This window comes from Sphingomonas aliaeris (assembly GCF_016743815.1).
Classification (GTDB): domain Bacteria; phylum Pseudomonadota; class Alphaproteobacteria; order Sphingomonadales; family Sphingomonadaceae; genus Sphingomonas; species Sphingomonas aliaeris.
Map to the genome: position 1 here is coordinate 2501 of NZ_CP061035.1, position 19958 is coordinate 22458.

The following is a 19958-nucleotide window of genomic DNA, read 5'->3' on the forward strand; positions in this document are numbered from 1 at the left end:
GCGGACTCTCAAGCGTAAGGTAAGGGCAATTCGTGGATGCCTTGGCGCATACAGGCGATGAAGGACGTGGCACGCTGCGATAAGCGTCGGTGAGGTGTGAGCAACCTTTGACCCGACGATTTCCGAATGGGGAAACCCACCTATCCCGATTATCTTTGCTGCGATGCAAATCGTAGTGAAGCTAATTGGGGCAAGGTATCACTTAGCTGAATACATAGGCTTCGTGAAGCGAACCCGGCGAACTGAAACATCTCAGTAGCTGGAGGAAAAGACATCAACCGAGATTCCGTTAGTAGTGGCGAGCGAACGCGGACCAGGCCAGTGCCTGAAATTCAACTAGCAGAACACTTTGGAAAGAGTGGCCATAGCGGGTGACAGCCCCGTATGCGAAAGTGAGATTTCAGGACTCGAGTAGGGCGGAACACGTGTAATTCTGTCTGAACATAGGGGGACCACCCTCTAAGCCTAAATACTCGTATGCGACCGATAGTGAACTAGTACCGTGAGGGAAAGGTGAAAAGCACCCCGATGAGGGGAGTGAAACAGTACCTGAAACGGATTGCCTACAAGCAGTAGGAGGGCTCATGTGGCCTGACTGCGTACCTTTTGTATAATGGGTCTGTGACTTAATGTATCAAGCAAGCTTAAGCCGATAGGTGTAGGCGCAGCGAAAGCGAGTCTGAATAGGGCGCCAGAGTTTGATGTATTAGACCCGAAACCCGGCGATCTAGGCATGACCAGGATGAAGGTGCAGTAACATGCACTGGAGGTCCGAACCGATTAACGTTGAAAAGTTACCGGATGAGTTGTGTTTAGGGGTGAAAGGCCAATCAAGCCGGGAAATAGCTGGTTCTCCGCGAAAACTATTTAGGTAGTGCCTCGGATGGACACCCTAGGGGGTAGAGCACTGGATGGATGCGGGGGTCGCGAGACCTACCAACTCTAACCAAACTCCGAATACCTAGGAGTGATATCCGGGAGACAGACGGCGGGTGCTAAGGTCCGTCGTCGAAAGGGAAACAGCCCTGACCTACAGCTAAGGTCCCCAAGTCATCACTAAGTGGGAAAGCATGTGGAACTTCCAAAACAACCAGGAGGTTGGCTTAGAAGCAGCCATCCTTTAAAGAAAGCGTAACAGCTCACTGGTCTAAATAAGAGGTTCTGCGGCGAAGATGTAACGGGGCTAAAGTGATGCACCGAAGCTTAGGGTGTGACGTAAGTCACGCGGTAGCGGAGCGTTCCGTAAGCCTGTGAAGCGATCTGGTAATGGGTCGTGGAGGTATCGGAAGTGCGAATGCAGACATGAGTAGCGATAAAGAGGGTGAGATGCCCTCTCGCCGAAAGACCAAGGGTTCCTGCGCAAGGCTAATCCGCGCAGGGTGAGCCGGCCCCTAAGACGAGCCCGAAGGGGGTAGTCGATGGGAACCACGTTAATATTCGTGGGCCTGGTGGTGTGTGACGGATCTCGTGTGTTGTTTGCCCTTATTGGATTGGGCAGGCTTCGAAGAGGTTCCAGGAAATAGCCCCACCGTATAGACCGTACCCGAAACCGACACAGGTGGTCAGGTAGAGTATACCAAGGCGCTTGAGAGAAGTGTCCTGAAGGAACTCGGCAAATTGCCTCCGTACCTTCGGAAGAAGGAGGCCCTCACTGTGCGCAAGCATTTTGAGGGGGCACAGGCCAGGGGGTAGCGACTGTTTAGCAAAAACACAGGGCTCTGCTAAGTCGGCTTCAAGACGACGTATAGGGCCTGACGCCTGCCCGGTGCCTGAAGGTTAAGTGGAGTGGTGCAAGCTGCGAAATGAAGCCCAGGTAAACGGCGGCCGTAACTATAACGGTCCTAAGGTAGCGAAATTCCTTGTCGGGTAAGTTCCGACCTGCACGAATGGCGTAACGACTTCCCCACTGTCTCCAGGACATGCTCAGCGAAATTGAATTCTCCGTGAAGATGCGGAGTACCCGCGGTTAGACGGAAAGACCCCGTGCACCTTTACTGCAGCTTCAGAGTGGCATTAGGAAAGAACTGTGTAGCATAGGTGGGAGGCTTTGAAGCGTTGGCGCCAGCTGACGTGGAGCCATAGGTGAAATACCACCCTGTTGTTTTCTGATGTCTAACCCAGATCCATGAAACTGGATCGGGGACCCTCTGTGGCGGGTAGTTTGACTGGGGCGGTCGCCTCCTAAAGAGTAACGGAGGCGCGCGATGGTGGGCTCAGGACGGTTGGAAACCGTCTGTTAGAGTGCAATGGCATAAGCCCGCCTGACTGCGAGACTGACAAGTCGAGCAGAGACGAAAGTCGGTCATAGTGATCCGGTGGTCCCTCGTGGAAGGGCCATCGCTCAACGGATAAAAGGTACGCCGGGGATAACAGGCTGATAACCCCCAAGAGCTCATATCGACGGGGTTGTTTGGCACCTCGATGTCGGCTCATCACATCCTGGGGCTGGAGCAGGTCCCAAGGGTTTGGCTGTTCGCCAATTAAAGTGGTACGTGAGCTGGGTTCAGAACGTCGCGAGACAGTTTGGTCCCTATCTGCCGTGGGCGTCGAAATTTGAGAGGAGTTGACCCTAGTACGAGAGGACCGGGTTGAACATACCTCTGGTGTACCTGTCGTTCTGCCAAGAGCGCAGCAGGGTAGCTATGTATGGACGGGATAACCGCTGAAAGCATCTAAGCGGGAAGCCTCCCTCGAGATAAGATTTCATAGAGCCGTCGGAGACCACGACGTTGATAGATCGGATGTAGAAGTGCGGTAACGCATGGAGCTAACCGATACTAATTGCTCTATTTGCGCTTGAGAGTCCCACCATCAACGACAACACTGGGTCACACCAGCGACGTCATGATGGCGGATGACGATCTTGCTCATGCCTAATAAACAACCAATGCCCTGAACTCGTCATGAGATCAGGAAAGCGTGCATCGATTTGAACAGAACCGTTTCATTGTGGCGTTCCCTCAACCTTGAGGGGACGCCCGCTCGCCGGCTCCATTGCTTGGTGGCTATAGCGTCAGTGCCCCACCCGATCCCATCCCGAACTCGGCCGTGAAACCTGACTGCGCCGATGGTACTATCGCTCAAGCGATGGAAGAGTAGGTCGTCGCCAGGCATTGTAGCCGGTGAGCAAACATTCGAAACGATATCAGAACCCATTCACATGTCTCACCCTGGCGCGGGGTGGAGCAGCCCGGTAGCTCGTCAGGCTCATAACCTGAAGGTCACAGGTTCAAATCCTGTCCCCGCAACCAACAACACACCGCTAGGTCAATGACTTAGCGGTTTTTTTGCGTCCGGCGCAGATCGCCGGGACACGCCGCAGGTATCGTCCAGGTAGCAAGCTGGAACGTAGCCCCGCGTAATTAGCGGCAGACCTAGCTCACCGGCTATCCGCATTTTTCCGGTCGCTATCGACCACCGAGGTGCAATCGTTTTGCTCACGGAGCGCGACTTTGATCACGAACGTCAATCGTGGTGGATTTCGGGGTGGCCGCTTTCGGATGGCGATGGCTGAAAGCCGACATTCGTTCAGCATGGAGAGAAAGGGCCGCTTTCGACCCAAAGGCAGACGTAGCCGAGGCAAGTTGCCGGTCTTGGAAGCTGACATTCTGAACCGGGGTTCTGACACATGCAAACCCCCGAAAAACCGTGGTCGCGTCTGCAGTGTCAAAACCGAGCGGTTTTGACACTGCATTGCCTATTTCGTTCGTTATAGGGTAGGTGGGTATGCTATGGCCCACCTACAAACCGATGATGCTCTACTCAAGCGCGTCCGGCGCATCGCCGGGCAAGTTACCGCGATCGAACGCGCGCTGGTCTCGGGGAAGGATTGCGCGACCACTCTTCACCTGGCTGCGGCGACGCGAGGCGCGATGAACGGACTCATGGATGCGATTATTGAATCGCACGTTCGCGAGCATGTCGCCCGGCCTGATCTGTCCGATGATGATCGAGCCGCTGGCGCGGAGCAGCTTATCGCTGCGATCCGCCGCTACTCCAAATAGGAATATCTATGGCAACGCTCCCCGCAATCGAGGGTCATACCCACGATCACGTTTTCCTCGGCTCCTCGCATGACGAGAACGCCCGGCGCACCCTCTGGGTGGTCGCACTCACTGCCGGGATGATGGTGGTCGAGATTGCCGCCGGATACCTCACCGGCTCGATGGCGCTGCTTGCGGACGGGTTCCATATGGCGACACATGCGGGCGCGCTCGGCGTCGCCGCTGCCGCCTATGCATACGCCAAACGGCACGCCCGCAACCCCGCCTACAGCTTCGGAACGGGGAAGGTGGGCGACCTGGCCGGATTCGCCTCGGCGATGGTTCTGGGGCTGATCGCGCTCGGGATCGCGGTGGAATCCGTCCTGCGCCTGTTTCAGCCGATCACGGTTGCCTTCGGGGAAGCAACGATCATCGCTGTCGTTGGCCTGGGCGTGAACATCGCCAGCGCCTTCCTGCTCTCAGTTGGGCATCACCACGGGCACGATCATCATCATGAGCACGATCACGGCCATGCTCACGGCGCGCATGGTGGCGATAACAACATGCGCTCGGCCTATGTCCACGTCCTCGCCGACGCGCTCACCTCCGTCCTCGCCATCGCAGCGCTATTGGCTGGGCGCTATCTCGGCTGGGTATGGATGGACCCGGTGATGGGCATTGTCGGCGCGGTTGTGATCGCGCGATGGTCGTGGACACTGATGCGCGACACGGCCTCGGTGCTACTGGATGCGACCGACAATCACGTTGCCGACGAAGTGCGCGAGCTGGTCGAAACGCCTGGGGATGCGCGGATTGCGGACCTCCATGTCTGGCGGGTTGGCCCGGAAGCGCACGCGGCGATTGTCAGTGTCGTTGGCCGACAAGGGCTCAACAGCGACACGATCCGCGCCCGCCTCGCGCCGGTCCATGAACTGGCGCACCTGACGGTCGAGTGTAGGTAGGCAAGACTCCATATATCCTCTAAGCTGGATATATGGAAAATGAGTCGGCTATCTCCGCATTGGGCGCGCTAGCGCAAAGCACGCGGCTCGATGTGTTCCGCCTGTTGGTGCGGCATGAACCGGATGGCATGGCGGCTGGCGAGATCGCCCGCCAGCTCGACGTGCCGCAGAACACCATGTCAGCGCACCTCGGCATTCTCGCCCGCGCCAGCCTGGTCCGTTCCGAACGGCATAGCCGTTCGATCATCTACCGCGCCGATCTGGACAGGCTGCGCGCGCTGACGCTGTTCCTCGTCAAGGATTGCTGCGCCGGCTCGCCCGAGCTGTGCGCGCCGCTCCTGGCCGAACTCACCCCCTGCTGCTGAAAGGACGCCCCGTGGCCGTCGATATCGTGATCTATCACAACCCTGAGTGCGGCACGTCGCGCAACACGCTGGCGATGATCCGCAATGCCGGCATCGAGCCGCACATCATCGAATATCTGAAAACCCCGCCCTCGCGCGCGTTGCTGGTCGAGCTGATCGACCGCGCCAGCATGATGCCCCGCGATCTGCTGCGCGAGGAGGGGACACCCTATGCGGAGTTGGGCCTTGGTAACGAGGTGCTGTCGGACGATGCGCTGGTGGACGCGATGATGGCGCATCCGGTCCTCATCAACCGGCCGCTGGTCGTCTCGCCGCTCGGCGTGAAGCTGTGCCGACCGTCCGAAGCGGTCCTCGATCTGCTGCCCGAACCGCAACAGGGAGCGTTTGCCAAGGAAGACGGCGAACAGGTCGTGGACGCCTCGGGTCAGCGCATCGCCTGATGCTGCTCGCGCTCGCTATCTTCGTCGTCACGATCGCGCTCGTCATCTGGCAACCCAAGGGCTTGGGCATCGGCTGGAGCGCGCTAGGCGGCGCGGCCGTCGCACTGCTCGCCGGGGTCGTCTCGCTCTCCGACGTGCCGGTGGTCTGGGGCATCGTCTGGAACGCTACCGCGACGTTCGTCGCGATCATCATCGTCAGCCTATTGCTCGATGAAGCCGGGTTCTTCGAATGGGCAGCGCTCCACGTCGCGCGCTGGGGTCGGGGGCATGGTCGCCGGCTGTTCGTGCTGATCGTTCTGCTCGGTGCGGCGGTGTCGGCGCTGTTCGCTAATGATGGCGCGGCGCTGATCCTGACGCCCATCGTTATCGCGATGCTGCGGGCGCTGGGGTACAAGGACAGGGCAACGCTGGCGTTCGTGATGGCTGCGGGGTTCATCGCCGATACCGCCAGTCTGCCGCTGATCGTCTCCAACCTCGTCAACATCGTGTCGGCCGACTTTTTTCGGATCGGCTTTGCCGATTATGCCTCGGTGATGGGTCCGGTCGATCTGGCGTCGATCGCCGCGACACTGGTCGCGCTGCTACTGTTCTTCCGGCGCGACATACCGGGCAGCTATGACGTGGCGCAGCTCCGCGCACCTGCTGACGCGATCCGGGACCATGCCACGTTTAAGGCGGGCTGGGTCGTCCTCGCCCTGCTGCTCGCCGGCTTCTTGCTGCTCGAACCTATCGGCGTGCCGGTCAGCGCCGTTGCCGCGGCCGGCGCGGTCCTCCTGCTCGTCATCGCCGCGCGCGGCCATGTCATCCAGACCCGTAAGGTATTGGCCGGCGCGCCGTGGCAAGTCGTGATCTTCTCGCTCGGCATGTACCTGGTCGTCTACGGCCTGCGAAATGCCGGCTTGACCGACCACCTTGCCGGCCTGCTCGATCGCACCGCGCAAGGCGGCGTATGGGGCGCGGCGTTCGGCACCGGCATCATCGCCGCGCTGCTGTCGTCGGTGATGAACAATATGCCAACCGTCTTGGTGGGGGCGCTGTCGATCGACGCGACGCACGCCACGGGCGCGATCAAGGAAGCGATGATGTACGCCAATGTCATCGGTTGCGACCTCGGTCCGAAGATCACGCCGATCGGCTCGCTCGCGACGCTGCTGTGGCTGCACGTCCTCGGGCAGAAAGGCATCCGGATCGGCTGGGGCTATTACTTCAAGGTCGGCGCAACGCTCACCATCCCGGTGCTGCTGGTGACGCTCGCCGCACTCGCGATAAGGCTTAGTCTGTAATGCCGTTGCGCACGCTCTCGGATCCCGATCACCTGCCCGCGCTTGATCGCCGCTATGCGCTCGACCGTCCCGCCCTCGGACTGGGCGCGGGTGATCCGCCTCCGCGCATCCTGCTGCTCTACGGCTCCCTGCGGGAGCGGTCGTATTCGCGCCTGTGCGTTGAGGAAGCCGCCCGCCTGCTGCAATTCTTCGGCTGCGAGACGCGCATTTTTGACCCCGCCACGCTGCCGCTACCCGATCAGGTGACGGGAGACGATCATCCCGCCGTCCACGAGCTGCGGGAACTGTCGATGTGGTCGGAGGGGCATGTGTGGTGCAGCCCCGAGCGGCATGGCCAGATCACCGGGATCATGAAGCTGCAAGTCGATCACCTGCCGCTGTCGATGGGCGGGATGCGCCCGACGCAGGGCCGCACGCTCGCCGTCATGCAGGTGTCAGCGGGATCGCAGTCGTTCAACAGCGTGAACACGCTGCGCGTCCTTGGCCGCTGGATGCGGATGGTGACGATCCCCAATCAGTCGAGTGTCGCCAAGGCGTTCAACGAGTTTGATGATGCCGATCGGATGAAGCCGTCTAGCTATTACGATCGTATCGTCGATGTAATGGAGGAACTGGTGCGGTTCACGGTGCTGCTGCGCCCCCATGCAGCCCAGCTTGTCGATCGTTATTCCGAGCGGAAGGAAGCTGGGGTGCCGATCGACCGGGCAAACGATCTGTCGAGCATCGCCACTGCCGCCGCGCAACAACGCTAGTCGGACTCGAACGCAGTCAGGATAGGGCATGGTCCTTCTGACCCTGCACCGCATTCCCGCGCAAGCCGCCGTAGCGATGCACGCGCCGTTTCAAGCTCCTCGATCTTCGCATCCAGCGCTGCGATGCGCTCATTGGCGAGCTGACGCGCGCGGGCGCGGTCGTCGGTCGCGTCCAGCGCCAGAAGCTCGCCGATCTGCTCAAGCGTGAACCCTGCGGCTTGGGCATAGCGGATGAAGCGCAGCCGTCGCGCATCGGCGGCGCTGTAGCGCCGGATACCGCCCCCGCGCTGGAAGCGCCTGGCCGGTCGGGCGTGGCGAGCAAACCGCGGCGCTGGTAATATCGCACCGTCTCGACGCCTACGCCGCCCTCACGCGCCAACCCCGCGATCGTCATGCTCGCCATGCCTTGACTCCGGACTATGGTACGGACCCCATATAGGCGTGGCAAGTAATCGGAGAAGAACAATGGCGACTGCCCCCGCCAAACAGGCGACGATCTACCGGATGGTGATGTCGGAACACACCTGCCCCTATGGACTGAAGGCGAAAGACCTTCTGCGTCGCCAAGGCTATGCGGTCGATGACCACTGGCTGACGACGCGCGACGAAACGGACGCCTTCAAAGCAAAGCACGGGGTCAAGACGACGCCGCAAACCTTCATCGGTGGCGAGCGGGTAGGCGGCTATGACGATCTGCGCCGGTTTTTCGGCAAGACCGTCCGCGACCCCAAGGCGCTTACCTATCGGCCCGTGATCGCGCTGTTCACGATGACGGCGCTGATGGCGCTCGCCGCCAGCTACGCGGTGCTGGGTACGCCGTTCACAATTCGCGCGATCGAATGGTTCATCGCCTTCTCGATGTGTGTGCTGGCGCTGCTCAAGCTCCAGAACATCGAGAGCTTTTCGAGCATGTTCCTCAACTACGATCTGCTCGCCAAGCGCTGGGTGCCCTACTCCTATATCTACCCGTTCGCGGAAGGCGGAGCGGGCGTGCTGATGATCGCGGGCGCGCTTACCTGGCTGTCGGTGCCGGTCGCGCTGTTCATCGGCTCGATCGGGGCGGTGTCGGTGTTCAAGGCCGTCTATATCGACAAGCGCGAGCTGAAGTGCGCGTGCGTGGGCGGGGACAGCAACGTGCCCCTGGGCTTCATCTCGCTCACCGAAAACGTGATGATGGTGGCGATGGCGCTGTGGATGGCCACCGCCGCTATCGGTATCGCCGGGGCGCACTGACGCTTGTTGACATTGGATCAGAGACGGTGCCGATAGCCGGGATGACGAAGGGAGCACCAGCCTTAGCCCGAACGCTTCGCGCGACCGTCCTGATCGTGCTCGCGGCGCTGCTGCTAGTGCGTCTCGGCCCGTTTTGCGAAACGGCGGCGCAAGCCGCACCGATCGCGTCGGCGATGGTCGGGTGCGATGGCGATGGCACGCCAGCGCCCAACAAAAAGGCTCCGTTATCGACCTGCGCCACGCCTTGCACGGCCGTTCCCGGCGAAGCCCTGGTGCGGGTCGAGCCGATCGCCAGCCTTCCGGTCGCGCCCTGGCCTGCCCCGTTGACCGGGCTGGCCGGTTCTCCGATCCCGCCGGCGACACCGCCTCCTCGAACCGTGTGACGCTTCAACAACCTCACATATTCGATCGACGGAGATTTTCTGATGACCAAGCTGAAACTGATCGGTGCCGCACTGGCGCTAGCCCTCCCAACCGCGGCGTTCGCGGCCGGCTCCTGCTGCGCCGACATGGCGTGCTGCAAGGAGGGGGCGGACTGCTGCAAGGACGGCAAAGGGGACTGCTGCGCGGACATGAAGAAGGGCGGCGACCACGCCGGCCACGACATGCCGGGCGCGCCCAAGAAGTAAGTCGGCGGGGGAGGCGTTCGCGCCTCCCCTTCGTCTCAATGGCGCGCGAAAACCCTGCGCCCGTTCGGCCCGAACGCGACGACCTCGAAAGACTGCGCCGCTCGTCCCGGCATGTCCATTCCGGGTGATCCAAGCGGCATTCCGGCGACCGCTAGACCGCTGACACCCTTTGGACGCTGCGCGAGCGCGCCCTTCATATCGGCGATCGGGACATGACCCTCGAAGGTCATCCCGTCGATGATCGCGGTGTGACAGGATGCAAGGTCGGCGGGGACGCCGCGTGCCTTCATCATTGCGGGACGGTTCGCATCGTCAACAATCCGCACCGTGCGGCCGAACTGCGCCTTCACGATCTTCGCCCATTCGCCGCAACACCCGCATCCGGGGTCGCGATGCACGAGGATCGCATCGGCCGCGACGGCGACGGAGGGGACGCTCAGCGCGAGGGCGGCAAACAGGTAGCGCATATTGGTCATGGTCGATGCCTGGTTGGCGGCCCCGCCGGGTTAGGAGCGGGGCCATGCATTTATTGAGCGGGCTTGCCCATCTTGCGAAGCATAGCGTTCAACATGGCGATCTCGCGATTCTGGCTGGCGATGGCCTTCTGCGCCTCGCGGCGAACTTCGGCATTCTGCGTGCTACGAAGCGCGATCTGCGACATTTCCACCGCGCCACGATGATGCTCGATCATCTTGCGCGTCCACGTTTCGCCGGCGTCGGGCCCCATCGCCGCCATCATCTTCTCGTGCATTTTCATCTCGGCCGGACCGTAGGGGTTGGCTGCGGTCGCTGGCATCGCATGGTTCATGCCGGCCATGTTGCCGTGGTTCATGCCCTGGTGGTTCGCCTGCTGTGCAAGAGCCGGGGTCGCCAGCGCGGCGACGAGGAAAAGGGGTGCGAGTTTCATCATCAATCTCCTGGGGTGCGAGGTGTTAAATGCCTCTCACGTCAATTACGCGGCGCGAGCACCTACCCCTCATGTCGGACGCGATTGGCTCTGGGTCAGCTTCCCGGCGATCTGCGGCGTCGCCGGACGGGCCAGCGCATCCACAGGAGAACCGCGCCGCCTATCCACAACGCCAGCCCCCGATCGCGAAAGCGAGCAGCCAAGGCGTGTTAAAGTCCTCGTGGTTCTTCCAGTCCATGATGTGGAGACCCCAGAAAAAATCGTAAAGCCGCCAGGTGCCTGTCCTGACAGCGGTGATCCGTCCTGTGTCACCGGCGACAAAGACGCGGGTGTTGTTGGGGTCGTCAAACGCGATCCGCCATGCGGGGAGCGCGCCACGATATTCGGGTGCGGCACGCTCGATCCGCTCCACGCGAGCAACCGGTCGACCTTCCCCTCGCCAAGCAGCGCGTGCCACGGCCTCGGCCTGGGCGGCGCTAGCAGCCGGCAGGAGCACCCCCGTGGTCGCATCGGCAAGCCGGGTGCCCTTGGCCGTTGACAGCTCGGCGACGGGACGCCCGAGCAACATGCGATAGGTGAGCGATGTGACGGGCGTTCCGACGCTTCTCGTCAGGTCCGCTGGCGACGCCAAGGCCATGCCCGCCGGTATAGGGGCGACGGTCTTCCGATCAACGAGGTGATCGCCATGCACCTTGTCGATCGGCAGGAAGCTCATCACCGTCCCACTGGTGAACCAGAGGAGGAGCTGGATGCCGATAATGATCGCGAGCCATTTATGCGTTTTGCTCGCTAGCTGGTGAAGCCTCGCGCGCCGGCCCCTCAGAACCACGTCCGAACGCCGACAACAAAGCTGGGTCCGCCAACGCCCTCGCCCTCGGCGCGCGCGAAGCGGGCGCTGTCGCCTAGACGGCGATCGTAGGAGACGCCGATATAGGGCGCGAACTCGCGCTTGATCTCGTAACGAAGGCGAAGCCCCAGCTCGACGTCGCTCAGGCCCGAACCGATACCGTTCTCCGGCACGTCCTGCGCCGCGAAATTAAGCTCGGCGCGCGGTTGCAGGACAAGTCGCTGGGTGATGCGCTGGTCGTAATAGCCCTCAAGCCGCCCCAGCACGTCGCCCTTGTCGGACAGAAACAGCGCGCCCTCCACGTCGAACCAATAGGGTGCCAGTCCCTCGAATCCGAGCGTGGCGTAGGTGCGCGAGGGGTTCGGCTTGAAGTCATAGCGAATGCCGGCCTGGAGATTGAAATAGGGGCCGATCGCGCGGCTGTAGAGCGCCTGCACCTCGGCATCGTCAACGCTGCGCCCGAACTCGCCTTCACCCTCGGTCTTGACGGTCAGCCGGTTGATGTCGCCCCCGAACCACGCTTCGCCATCCCAGCGAAAGCTGTCGCGCCCGTCGCGTATCTGCACCTCGGCCAAGTTGAAATTGACCTGCCAGAAAGTGCTGCCGCCATGCTCGCCGCGAAGAATGGCGCGGGCATCGGCCATCTCCTGCGGCGAATAAACGCGATCGGCATAATTCGGCTTGGGCGCGGCCGGGGCGGGTGCGTTGCCGGGGGGAAGGGCGGTTCCCCCCGTTCCCATATCGTGGCTCATCCCGCCCGCCATGCCGCTCATGTCATGGCCCGCCTGAGGATTGGCCGGCGTCGCTACCGCCGCGCTATCGGGCATGACGTGCCCGGCATGGGGATCTGCCTGGGTCGGGGCGTCAGGCATCGTCATTCCGGGCATGGTGTGGCCCGCGTGCGGGTCGGCCGCCGCGGCCGGAGCTGGCGACGGCTTTTTCGGTGCGGGCTTTGCTTTCGTGCGAGCGGGGGGCGCGGCTTGGCGGTTGGCTTCGCCTGGGGCTTCGCTGCCGGCTTCGCCGGCATGGTCATCCCCGGCATGTTGTGCATCGAGTGATCCTGCGCGGTGACGGGGGTCGCAAGCGCGATCGGGGCCGCGGCGACGAGTACGGAAAGCGCCTTCATGCCGCGTCTCCCCGCGTGGCCGGACGGTCACGACCTGCATCATGCCGGCGTGCATGTGGTAAAGCATGTGGCAGTGGAACGCCCAATCACCGACGGCATCGGCCGTAAGGTCGAACGTCGCGGTCCCGCCCGGCTGAACCATGACGGTGTGCTTGCGAGGCGCGAACTCGCCGTGGCCCGTCACCAGCTCGAAAAAGTGGCCGTGAAGATGGATCGGGTGACCCATCATCGTGTCGTTGACGAGCGTCACCCGCACCCGCTCGCCCTCAAGGAACGGGATCGGGTCTTTGACCTCCGACAGCTTTTCGCCGTCGAACGCCCACATATAGCGTTCCATGTTGCCGGTGAGGTGGATTTGCATCGCGCGATCCGGCGCGCGTACGTCGGGGTTGCGGTCAACTGCCATCAGTTCGCGATAGACCAGCACCTTGTGCCCGACATTTTCCAGCCCCTGGCCCGGTTCGCCCATACGGTCCATCGGCATCGGGGATATGGTCTGCACGGTCGGGGTCTTCTTGACCCCCGGCGCATTCGAGAAGTCGCGCATCGAGTGATTCATGCCGCCCGCGCCGTGGTCCATACCCGCCATCTGTCCGCCAGCGCCGCCCTGCATGGCCCCGTGATCCATTCCGGCCATGCCGCTTGCGGCTGCTCCCTCGGCGGGCATCGTATGCCCCATAGCGGCGTGATCGACGGCCGCACCCGCCTGGGGAGCGCCACCGTGGTTCATGCCCGCCATCGCGCCAGTCGCCGCACCCGTCGCGGGCATGGCATGGCCCATTGCGGCATGATCCATGCCGGCCATCGAACCGCCGCTCATGTCCATGCCGCCCATGCCCATGTCCTTCATGCTGGCGAGCGGGCGCTTGCGAAGCGGCGGCACGGCCGCGGCCATGCCCTCGCGCGGCGCGAGCGTCGCGCGCGCCATGCCGGAGCGATCTACGCTCTCGCCGACAAGCGTGTAGGCGCGATCGTCGGTCGGGGTGACGATCACGTCATAGGTTTCGGCGACGCCGATCTGGAACTCGTCGAACGTCACCGGCCGGACATTCAGGCCGTCGCACGCCACCACGGTCATTTTCAGGCCGGGGATGCGGACATTGAAGGTGGTCATGGCGGAAGCGTTGATGACGCGAAGCCGCACCCGCTCGCCTGGGCGGAACAGCCCGGTCCAGTTGTCCTTGGGACCGTGGCCGTTGACGAGATAGGTGTAGGTCGAGCCGGTCACGTCGGCGACGTCGGTGGGGTCCATCCGCATCTTGCCCCACTCGGCGCGCTCCTTCGGGGACTGGCCGTCGCCGCGTAGCAGCCCGCCAAGCGTCTGCTTCTGATAGTTGAAATAGCCGCCCTGCATCTTGAGCTTGCGGAAGATGACATGCGGGTGAAGCTGGCTGTGGTCGGACAGCATGATGACGTGCTCGCGGTCGGACGCGATCGGGTCTTCGCCGGCCGGATCGATCACCAGCGGGCCGTAATGCCCCATCTGCTCCTGCAAACCGGAATGGCTGTGATACCAGTAGGTGCCGGCCTGCTTGACCGGAAACTCGTAGGTGAAGCTTTTGCCCGGATCGACGCCGGGGAAGCTGATGCCGGGAACGCCGTCCATCTGGAAAGGCAGGATCAGCCCATGCCAGTGGATCGAGGTCTGCTCGTCGGGCAGCGCGTTGGTGAGGGTCAGCCGGGCGTTCTGCCCTTCGCGCAACCGGATCAGCGGTGCGGGCGCGGTGCCGTTGATGCCGATCGCGTGACTCTCGCGCCCGTCGATCATCATCATCTGGTGCGCGACGCGAAGGGTGATGTCGTCGCCCGAGACGGTCGGCATCGGCTTGACGATGCCGCCGGAAGTCGTCTGCGCCCATGCCGGCATGTAGGCCGATAAAGCGAGTCCGCCCCCTGCGAGGGTTGCGCCGCGCAAAAGCTGGCGGCGGTCGATGGTCCGGGTCATGGGCTTCCTGGTCGATTGGACGCGTTGGTGTGGTCAACGATGATACGCGGGCCTGGTCGTTACCCCTTACCTCGCGTCCAGCTTTTCCCGCAGCTTCGCGCGGGCGCGGTAAAGCCGGGTTTCGACTGCCTTTTCGCTGATGGACAGGACGGCCGCGGTGTCGGCCTGGCTAAGCCCCTCTATGGTGTGGAGCACCAAGGGTTCCTTCAACGTCGCCGGCAGCTCGGCAATGGCGCGGCGAACCCGGTCCAGCTCCTGCCGGTCGCTTGCGGCGTCATCGACCGCCACGCCGATATCGGCGACGGCCTCGGCGTCCGCGCCGATCGGGACCGCGAACGACAGGAACCGCCGCACCTTTCGTTTGCGGGTCCAGTCGCGGCATTTATTGAGTGCGATCGCCGATAGCCAGGTCCGCATCGGGCGCGCGCCGTCATAGCGGCCAATCGCTCGATACGCGGCGACGAACGTCTCCTGGGACAAGTCCAGCGCCTCGTCGGCATCGCCGATGCACCCTCGGGACAGCCGAAAGATCGCCTGCCCGTGGCGGCGCATGATCTCGGCGAACGCGGCCTGCCGCCCCGCAAGGCTGAGCGTTGCCAGCTCTCCATCGGAAAGAGATGACCAGTCGAGGCTCACCGCCCCGATCTCAACGGGCGTCGTCGGTGAGCGCCTTCACCACCGCCCGGTCGAACTGCGCGGTCTGGTCGGGTCGCAAGAGCTGCCGCATCGCGAAAATATGCGCGAGCGTCGCCTTTTGCAGCTCGCCCATCGCGGCGTGGCTCCGATCGACCGCTGCGGCTACACGGGGGCCGTTGCCATGCTCGGCCTCTATCGCCTCGGCGAGCCGCGCATTGTCGGCCCGCAATTCCAGCTCCAGCGCACGGCGTTCGACCGCGAACCGCTGCTCCAGCTCTTTCAGTCGAGCCTCCTGGTTCGTGTCGAGCGCGAGCCGATGATGCAGCACGTCGTGCAGCTCCGCGCCTGGCTGAGCCGGGGCGGGCAAAAGCGCGCGCCCGACGAACACGCCGCCGATCGCGGCGACGAACGCCGCGATCACGCACAAAATCAGCCGCGCGCGCGCGCTCATTGCGCCCCGACAAGCAAGGTCGAGGGCGCGAACGGGGGAGTTTGCCCCTAACGGGGATATCGAGGCCGCGGCGCTGGGTGATGCCGGGAAGCCCGCCCCGATCATGCCGATCGCGAGCGCCGCGACCATGATCGCGCCTATGCCAAGTCCAGCCTGGGTGGCGCGAGGCGTCGCGATCTGCGCGAGAACCCGCGCCTCCAGTCCGTCCAGTTCGGGCACCGGCGCTCGCGCGAGCCTGGTCAGCGCCTCGTCAAGATCGTTCATGTCGTTCACCTCCGCTCCCCTTGCTCCATGTTACGCGGGATCGCCCGCTACCCCTCACGGCGCATGGTAAGGGGTGGGCGTCCTTGGCGCGTAGATGGATGTAGCCCCCTTTTTGGAGAGTGTTCCATGCGTCGTGTGTTTGTTCCTGCCGCTGCCGCCCTTATCGTCGTTGCGGGTGCCGCGAACGCGCATCCCAAGCTCGTCTCCGCAACCCCCGCACCGAACGCGACGGTTGCCGCGCCCGCTCGCGTCACGCTGCGATTCAGCGAGAAGCTGATGCCGAAGTTCTCGGGCGCGGACCTGATGATGACGGAGATGAACGGCATGAAGCACGCGCCCATGAAGGTCGCGAGCGCCGCCACGGTCGCGGCCGATGGCCGCACGCTGCTCATCGCGCCGAAGTCGCCCCTCGGTGCAGGCACCTATAGCGTCGCCTGGCACGTCGTCTCGGCCGATACGCACCGGATCATCGGAAACTACGCTTTCGCGGTGAAGTAAGGTGGGTGCCGACTGGCCGATGATCGGCGTCCGCTTTGCGCTCTACGGCGTGCTGGGCGGCCTGTTCGGCTTGTCGGCATTCAGCCTCTATGGTCTTCGCGCTGGCGAGCGCGCCAGTGCGCTCGCGCTCCGCCCTTGGCTGGTGGCGGGTGCGGTGCTCGGCCTGCTGCTCTCGGCCGTCGCGCTCGCGCTGCTCGCTGCTGCGATGATGGGAACGCCACCTTGGCCGGTCGATCGCGATGCGGTCGGGATGCTGCTCGATCAGCCGGGGATCGGAACGGCGTGGAAGCTGCGGGTGGCCGCGCTCGCCGTGGCGGCGCTGACGGCGCTATTCACGGCTCGGCGCGGGCTTTGCCTGTTGGTGATCGGGCTCGCCTCGGGCGTGTCGCTGGCGACGCTCGCCTGGACCGGGCATGGCGCGATGAATGAGGGAACGGTGGGCTGGGTGCATCTGGCCGCCGACATTCTCCACCTGGTCGCGGCGGGGGCCTGGACCGGTGCGCTGCTCGGATTGCTCCTGCTAGTGGCGCGGCCCGCGCACCGGGTCGATGCCACGCACCTCGCGCTCTCGCACCGTGCTCTCCACAGGTTCGGCACGGTCGGGACGATCGTTGTCGCGACGCTCGTCGTCACCGGCATCATCAATGCCTGGCTGCTGGTCGGCCCTGATAACATCGCGGCGCTGGGAGCAACGCTCTACGGGCGGCTCCTGCTCGCGAAGCTGGCGCTGTTCGCCCTCATGCTGGGTCTTGCCGCGCTGAATCGCTTTCGCCTGACGCCGCAATTCGAGGCGTCGATCGCCGCGAGCGATCATCACGGCGCGCTTGGCGCGTTGCGGCGAAGTTTGGGTGCCGAGACGGGGTGCATAATTACTATTCTTGCGTTGATAGCATGGCTCGGGACACTTGAACCGCCCGCCCCGTGAGTGTCACAACCGAACGGTTGTGACACCCGCGCACCGGCGGCTTTCGACCCTTCCGATCTTGAAAGCTGACTGGCAGGAAAGTCTCCACTTTTCGCCATTCCCGCAATCGCTTGTCGATGCGTCGGGCGAACATGAATAGACGTCTGAAGTTGGAGAGCGCGAAACGACAGCTGAATGTCGTCTTGTGGGTCATTCAGCTAACTTGCAACGAACACTTGCGTCTGAGGTTCGTCACCTTTCCTGTACGCTCCATCGTCGAAAGATGACCGCAAATTTTAAGAAGGCAAAAGCGTACTTCCGGGATCTGTCGTGCCAGACCTGCTGCGTCGGCGGACGAACAACTCTTATCCTGCACTTCGTCGGGTCGCCTTACGGGTTCAGTTGTAAGCGCGGCGCCGGAGTGCCTTGCGGTCCATCTTGCCAATCGCCGTTTTGGGGAGCCCGGCAATAAAAACTATACGATTTGGCTTCTTGTACGAGGCGATCTGCGTGGCGACATGCGCCACCAACGAGGCCTCGTCTATTTCTTGCCCACCACGTACCACGACGAAGGCGACGATCGCTTCTACCCACTTCACGTCTGGCATCCCTACCACCGCTGCTTCGAGCACCGCCGGATGCGACAGCAATGCATCCTCCACTTCGCGCGGATACACGTTGTAGCCTCCGGTGATAATCATATCAGACGTCCGATCGAGCAGATGCAGGTATCCGTCTCGATCGATCCGACCCACGTCGCGTGTGTGGACCCAACCATCGGCGAAAGTCTGCGCAGACAGGTTACAGGCGTTGAGATATCCCGCGGCGGAGGAAGCCATGCGGACCGTTACTTCACCTGGTCCGTTCCCCGCATCTTGGCCATTCTCGTCTAGCAATCGGAGATCAACGTCCACCGAAGGGCGCCCGCAAGAACTTAATCGCTCTGGCGTGTGATCCTCTGGACGCAAAACGGTGATGCATAACGGAGCCTCCGTCTGGCCGTAATATTGCCAAAATCGCTTCTGTCCTAACTGGTCGATCGCCCGCTCCAGCAAGGGGCGTGGCATAGGGGATGCGCCGTAGATTATGTGACGCAAGGATGAGATATCGGCGACATTGAGCGCGGAATGATCCAGCAGCATCTGCATCATGGTGGGCACCAGGTTGATCGCGGTTACCCGGTGGTCTTGGATAGCTGCGAGGTAGGTGTCGAGTGCGAACGCCGGCAGCACGACGCTGCAAGCACCCCGCAGCCAGAAGGGTAGGACGAACGTGCCGCTCGCATGGATCAACGATGCCGCGTGTAGCATTCGATCATCCGACTGGATCGGAAACAGGTTTAGCAGCACGTTCCGGCAGATCGCCGCATAGCTAGCCTGGGTATGTTGAGCGGCTTTGAGCACGCCGGTCGTACCAGAAGTATACAGCGTCAATACGATGTCATCATGATCGATCGCGACCAGTGGCGGCACCGGATCCTGCGTATCTGCCATTGCGCCGATATCGTGTCCTTTCGTTGAAGTCCCGCCAAGAGCGAGCGGCGACAACCCTGGTATTGCGGCGATCAAGTCCATCGCGCGTCCGGCGAGACTTGCGCCAAAGAGCAGGAAATCGCACCGCGCCTCCATCACCATTCGCACATGTTCCTCACGTGACAGGCGCGCGTTCAGGGGCACTTTGTTGAGTCCCGCTTTGGCGAATGCGAAATCGATCGGGATCGTGTCAGGCCCATTGTCTAGCAAGACCGCCACGCGCGTGCCTTTGGCCGTACCCGAACGAACGAGTGCCTGAGCAAGCCGGTTCGCCCGATGGTCGATTTCGGTGAACGTGAAGCTTTGCCCGTCTACGATCATCGCGATGCGATCCGCATGGGCGCGGGCGCCGCGTTCGATAAGCTCGCGATATGTGGGCGCATTGGCGATCATCGTCTGTCCTCGAACACACCGTGACGGCCGGCTCCCGCGGTAAAGCGGCGCGCCCCCGCCTTACCTTCTGCCTGGACGATTGGCACACCTAAAGCTCCCTCGTTCTTCAGCGCTTCGTCGAGCGGCAGGCTCCACTGTGCGAACATCGAGTTGCGGTCGGCGAGCATACATTGCTGTGGGAACGCGGCAATTTGCGCAGCGAGATGTTCGGCTGCGCCTCGCGCGCTGCCATCGGGAACGATCCGGTTTACGAGCCCAAAGGACAGTGCCTCTTGTGCGCCGACCGGCCGGCCGGTGAGTATCATGTCGAGGGCGCGGCCCTGGCCCACGATGCGCGGCAGGCGGACGGTTCCGCCATCGATCAGCGGCACCCCCAGCGCCGGCAGAATACACCGAACGTCGCGCTTTCTTCCGCCACGCGAAGATCTGCAAGTAGCGCCAGTTCCAGCCCGCCCGCCACGGCATGACCTGCAACCGCGGCGATCAGCGGCTTGGACAGGGCAATCCTCGTCGGACCCATCGGACCGGTTCCACCGCCTGCGAGATCGAGCGTGAGCGACCGATCCGGGTCTTCGACCGCCGAAAGGTCCGCCCCGGCGCAAAAGGTGCCATGTTCGCCCCAGAGTATCGCGACGCGCTGCGCCTCGTCCGCTTCGAACGCGAGCAAAGCGGAGCGCAGGCCATCAGCCATTTCCCGGTCTACCGCGTTGCGCTGCCGGGGTCTCGACATAACGATAGTGGTGACTGGCCCGTTGTACTCGACCCGTACGCTCCCACCACTATCTGCCCGATCGGTCATCTCGTGCTC

At 62.8% G+C, this 19958-nt stretch carries 20 protein-coding genes, 1 tRNA gene, 2 rRNA genes and 2 pseudogenes; 14 read left to right on the plus strand and 11 right to left on the minus strand.

The window, feature by feature from the left end; translation table 11 throughout:
• Positions 1-9: 9 nt before the first annotated feature.
• The 9 genes from H5J25_RS00020 (at position 10) to arsH (ending at position 7785) form a co-directional block, all read left to right on the plus strand.
• Positions 10-2801, plus strand: a 23S ribosomal RNA gene (locus H5J25_RS00020).
• A gap of 196 nt (positions 2802-2997) precedes the next feature.
• Positions 2998-3112, plus strand: a 5S ribosomal RNA gene (rrf, locus tag H5J25_RS00025).
• Between the two features lie 62 nt (positions 3113-3174).
• A tRNA-Met gene (locus H5J25_RS00030) sits at positions 3175-3251 on the plus strand.
• 480 nt (positions 3252-3731) lie between these two features.
• Entirely contained in the window at positions 3732-4004 is a 273-nt protein-coding gene (locus H5J25_RS00035; RefSeq protein ID WP_202093642.1) for a metal/formaldehyde-sensitive transcriptional repressor, read from the plus strand.
• Positions 4005-4012: 8 nt separating this feature from the next.
• Positions 4013-4945: a CDF family Co(II)/Ni(II) efflux transporter DmeF gene (dmeF, locus tag H5J25_RS00040; RefSeq protein WP_202093648.1), complete on the plus strand. Its 933-nt coding sequence runs from the start codon at positions 4013-4015 to the stop codon at positions 4943-4945.
• 32 nt (positions 4946-4977) lie between these two features.
• Positions 4978-5310, plus strand: coding sequence for an ArsR/SmtB family transcription factor (locus tag H5J25_RS00045; protein ID WP_202093649.1), 333 nt, complete (start codon positions 4978-4980; stop codon positions 5308-5310).
• Between the two features lie 11 nt (positions 5311-5321).
• Entirely contained in the window at positions 5322-5750 is a 429-nt protein-coding gene (gene arsC / locus H5J25_RS00050) for an arsenate reductase (glutaredoxin) (RefSeq protein ID WP_202093651.1), read from the plus strand.
• Entirely contained in the window at positions 5750-7033 is a 1284-nt protein-coding gene (locus H5J25_RS00055; RefSeq protein WP_202093653.1) for an arsenic transporter, read from the plus strand. Before arsC ends, H5J25_RS00055 begins: the two co-directional genes overlap by 1 nt.
• Positions 7033-7785, plus strand: a complete 753-nt coding sequence (gene arsH / locus H5J25_RS00060; protein WP_202093661.1) for an arsenical resistance protein ArsH — start codon at positions 7033-7035, stop codon at positions 7783-7785. Before H5J25_RS00055 ends, arsH begins: the two co-directional genes overlap by 1 nt.
• Here the strand turns inward: arsH and H5J25_RS00065 are convergent.
• A pseudogene (locus tag H5J25_RS00065) lies at positions 7782-8188 on the minus strand (MerR family transcriptional regulator). The gene arsH and the pseudogene H5J25_RS00065 sit on opposite strands and share 4 nt — an antisense overlap.
• A 62-nt stretch (positions 8189-8250) precedes the next feature.
• Here H5J25_RS00065 and H5J25_RS00070 point away from each other — a divergent pair.
• Genes H5J25_RS00070 through H5J25_RS00080 form a run of 3 tightly spaced genes read left to right on the plus strand, consistent with a single transcriptional unit; the run spans position 8251 to position 9647 of the window.
• Positions 8251-9018 (plus strand): MauE/DoxX family redox-associated membrane protein, encoded by a 768-nt coding sequence (locus H5J25_RS00070; RefSeq protein ID WP_202093662.1) that lies wholly within the window; start codon positions 8251-8253, stop codon positions 9016-9018.
• A gap of 41 nt (positions 9019-9059) precedes the next feature.
• A complete protein-coding gene (locus tag H5J25_RS00075) occupies positions 9060-9401 on the plus strand; it encodes a hypothetical protein (RefSeq protein ID WP_202093663.1) in 342 nt (113 codons plus the stop codon).
• Between the two features lie 42 nt (positions 9402-9443).
• Positions 9444-9647, plus strand: coding sequence for a hypothetical protein (locus tag H5J25_RS00080; protein WP_055818803.1), 204 nt, complete (start codon positions 9444-9446; stop codon positions 9645-9647).
• Positions 9648-9682: 35 nt separating this feature from the next.
• Here H5J25_RS00080 and H5J25_RS00085 read toward each other — a convergent pair whose 3' ends face one another.
• The 7 genes and pseudogenes from H5J25_RS00085 to H5J25_RS00115 all read right to left on the minus strand — a co-directional run bounded on the left by H5J25_RS00085 (position 9683) and on the right by H5J25_RS00115 (position 15559).
• A complete protein-coding gene (locus H5J25_RS00085; protein WP_202095828.1) occupies positions 9683-10114 on the minus strand; it encodes a DUF411 domain-containing protein in 432 nt (143 codons plus the stop codon).
• 59 nt (positions 10115-10173) lie between these two features.
• Positions 10174-10554, minus strand: a complete 381-nt coding sequence (locus H5J25_RS00090) for a DUF305 domain-containing protein (protein ID WP_202093664.1) — start codon at positions 10552-10554, stop codon at positions 10174-10176.
• 160 nt (positions 10555-10714) lie between these two features.
• Complete coding sequence (locus H5J25_RS00095; RefSeq protein ID WP_225883237.1) at positions 10715-11269, minus strand: hypothetical protein; 555 nt, start codon at positions 11267-11269, stop codon at positions 10715-10717.
• 104 nt (positions 11270-11373) lie between these two features.
• The gene (locus H5J25_RS00100) at positions 11374-12288 is read right to left on the minus strand and encodes a copper resistance protein B (RefSeq protein WP_404829599.1); all 915 of its coding nucleotides are present in this window, start codon (positions 12286-12288) and stop codon (positions 11374-11376) included.
• Between the two features lie 246 nt (positions 12289-12534).
• Positions 12535-14472: pseudogene (locus H5J25_RS00105) on the minus strand (copper resistance system multicopper oxidase); the annotation flags it as partial.
• 66 nt (positions 14473-14538) lie between these two features.
• A complete protein-coding gene (locus tag H5J25_RS00110; protein ID WP_202093666.1) occupies positions 14539-15108 on the minus strand; it encodes an RNA polymerase sigma factor in 570 nt (189 codons plus the stop codon).
• A gap of 10 nt (positions 15109-15118) precedes the next feature.
• Positions 15119-15559, minus strand: coding sequence for a periplasmic heavy metal sensor (locus H5J25_RS00115; RefSeq protein WP_056399383.1), 441 nt, complete (start codon positions 15557-15559; stop codon positions 15119-15121).
• A 390-nt stretch (positions 15560-15949) separates the two neighbouring features.
• Here H5J25_RS00115 and copC point away from each other — a divergent pair, with 390 nt between their 5' ends.
• Positions 15950-16321 (plus strand): copper homeostasis periplasmic binding protein CopC, encoded by a 372-nt coding sequence (gene copC, locus H5J25_RS00125; RefSeq protein ID WP_202093667.1) that lies wholly within the window; start codon positions 15950-15952, stop codon positions 16319-16321.
• A 1-nt stretch (position 16322) separates the two neighbouring features.
• A complete protein-coding gene (gene copD / locus H5J25_RS00130; protein WP_225883238.1) occupies positions 16323-17246 on the plus strand; it encodes a copper homeostasis membrane protein CopD in 924 nt (307 codons plus the stop codon).
• Positions 17247-17623: 377 nt separating this feature from the next.
• On the opposite strand, the gene H5J25_RS00135 is transcribed toward copD, so the two are convergent.
• From H5J25_RS00135 to H5J25_RS21055, 3 genes are read right to left on the minus strand one after another with little or no spacing between them, the layout of a single operon-like run.
• Entirely contained in the window at positions 17624-19150 is a 1527-nt protein-coding gene (locus H5J25_RS00135) for an AMP-binding protein (protein ID WP_202093675.1), read from the minus strand.
• The gene (locus H5J25_RS21050) at positions 19147-19521 is read right to left on the minus strand and encodes an enoyl-CoA hydratase-related protein (RefSeq protein ID WP_263973943.1); all 375 of its coding nucleotides are present in this window, start codon (positions 19519-19521) and stop codon (positions 19147-19149) included. The genes H5J25_RS00135 and H5J25_RS21050 overlap by 4 nt, the downstream gene beginning before the upstream one ends.
• The gene (locus H5J25_RS21055; protein WP_318781338.1) at positions 19512-19949 is read right to left on the minus strand and encodes an enoyl-CoA hydratase-related protein; all 438 of its coding nucleotides are present in this window, start codon (positions 19947-19949) and stop codon (positions 19512-19514) included. Before H5J25_RS21055 ends, H5J25_RS21050 begins: the two co-directional genes overlap by 10 nt.
• Positions 19950-19958 lie beyond the last annotated feature (9 nt).

Bases quoted from the DNA above. Each gene is read 5' to 3' on its own strand.
- H5J25_RS00045 (WP_202093649.1), top strand. From the start codon at position 4,978: ATGGAAAATGAGTCGGCTATCTCCGCATTGGGCGCGCTAGCGCAAAGC.
- H5J25_RS00085 (WP_202095828.1), bottom strand. From the start codon at position 10,114: ATGCGCTACCTGTTTGCCGCCCTCGCGCTGAGCGTCCCCTCCGTCGCC.
- H5J25_RS00055 (WP_202093653.1), top strand. From the start codon at position 5,750: ATGCTGCTCGCGCTCGCTATCTTCGTCGTCACGATCGCGCTCGTCATC.
- H5J25_RS00095 (WP_225883237.1), bottom strand. From the start codon at position 11,269: ATGAGCTTCCTGCCGATCGACAAGGTGCATGGCGATCACCTCGTTGAT.
- H5J25_RS00035 (WP_202093642.1), top strand. From the start codon at position 3,732: ATGGCCCACCTACAAACCGATGATGCTCTACTCAAGCGCGTCCGGCGC.
- copC (WP_202093667.1), top strand. From the start codon at position 15,950: ATGCGTCGTGTGTTTGTTCCTGCCGCTGCCGCCCTTATCGTCGTTGCG.
- H5J25_RS00070 (WP_202093662.1), top strand. From the start codon at position 8,251: ATGGCGACTGCCCCCGCCAAACAGGCGACGATCTACCGGATGGTGATG.
- H5J25_RS00090 (WP_202093664.1), bottom strand. From the start codon at position 10,554: ATGAAACTCGCACCCCTTTTCCTCGTCGCCGCGCTGGCGACCCCGGCT.
- H5J25_RS00100 (WP_404829599.1), bottom strand. From the start codon at position 12,288: ATGCCCGGAATGACGATGCCTGACGCCCCGACCCAGGCAGATCCCCAT.
- dmeF (WP_202093648.1), top strand. From the start codon at position 4,013: ATGGCAACGCTCCCCGCAATCGAGGGTCATACCCACGATCACGTTTTC.
- H5J25_RS00075 (WP_202093663.1), top strand. From the start codon at position 9,060: ATGACGAAGGGAGCACCAGCCTTAGCCCGAACGCTTCGCGCGACCGTC.
- arsH (WP_202093661.1), top strand. From the start codon at position 7,033: ATGCCGTTGCGCACGCTCTCGGATCCCGATCACCTGCCCGCGCTTGAT.
- H5J25_RS21055 (WP_318781338.1), bottom strand. From the start codon at position 19,949: ATGACCGATCGGGCAGATAGTGGTGGGAGCGTACGGGTCGAGTACAAC.
- H5J25_RS00080 (WP_055818803.1), top strand. From the start codon at position 9,444: ATGACCAAGCTGAAACTGATCGGTGCCGCACTGGCGCTAGCCCTCCCA.
- H5J25_RS00135 (WP_202093675.1), bottom strand. From the start codon at position 19,150: ATGATCGCCAATGCGCCCACATATCGCGAGCTTATCGAACGCGGCGCC.
- H5J25_RS00115 (WP_056399383.1), bottom strand. From the start codon at position 15,559: ATGAGCGCGCGCGCGCGGCTGATTTTGTGCGTGATCGCGGCGTTCGTC.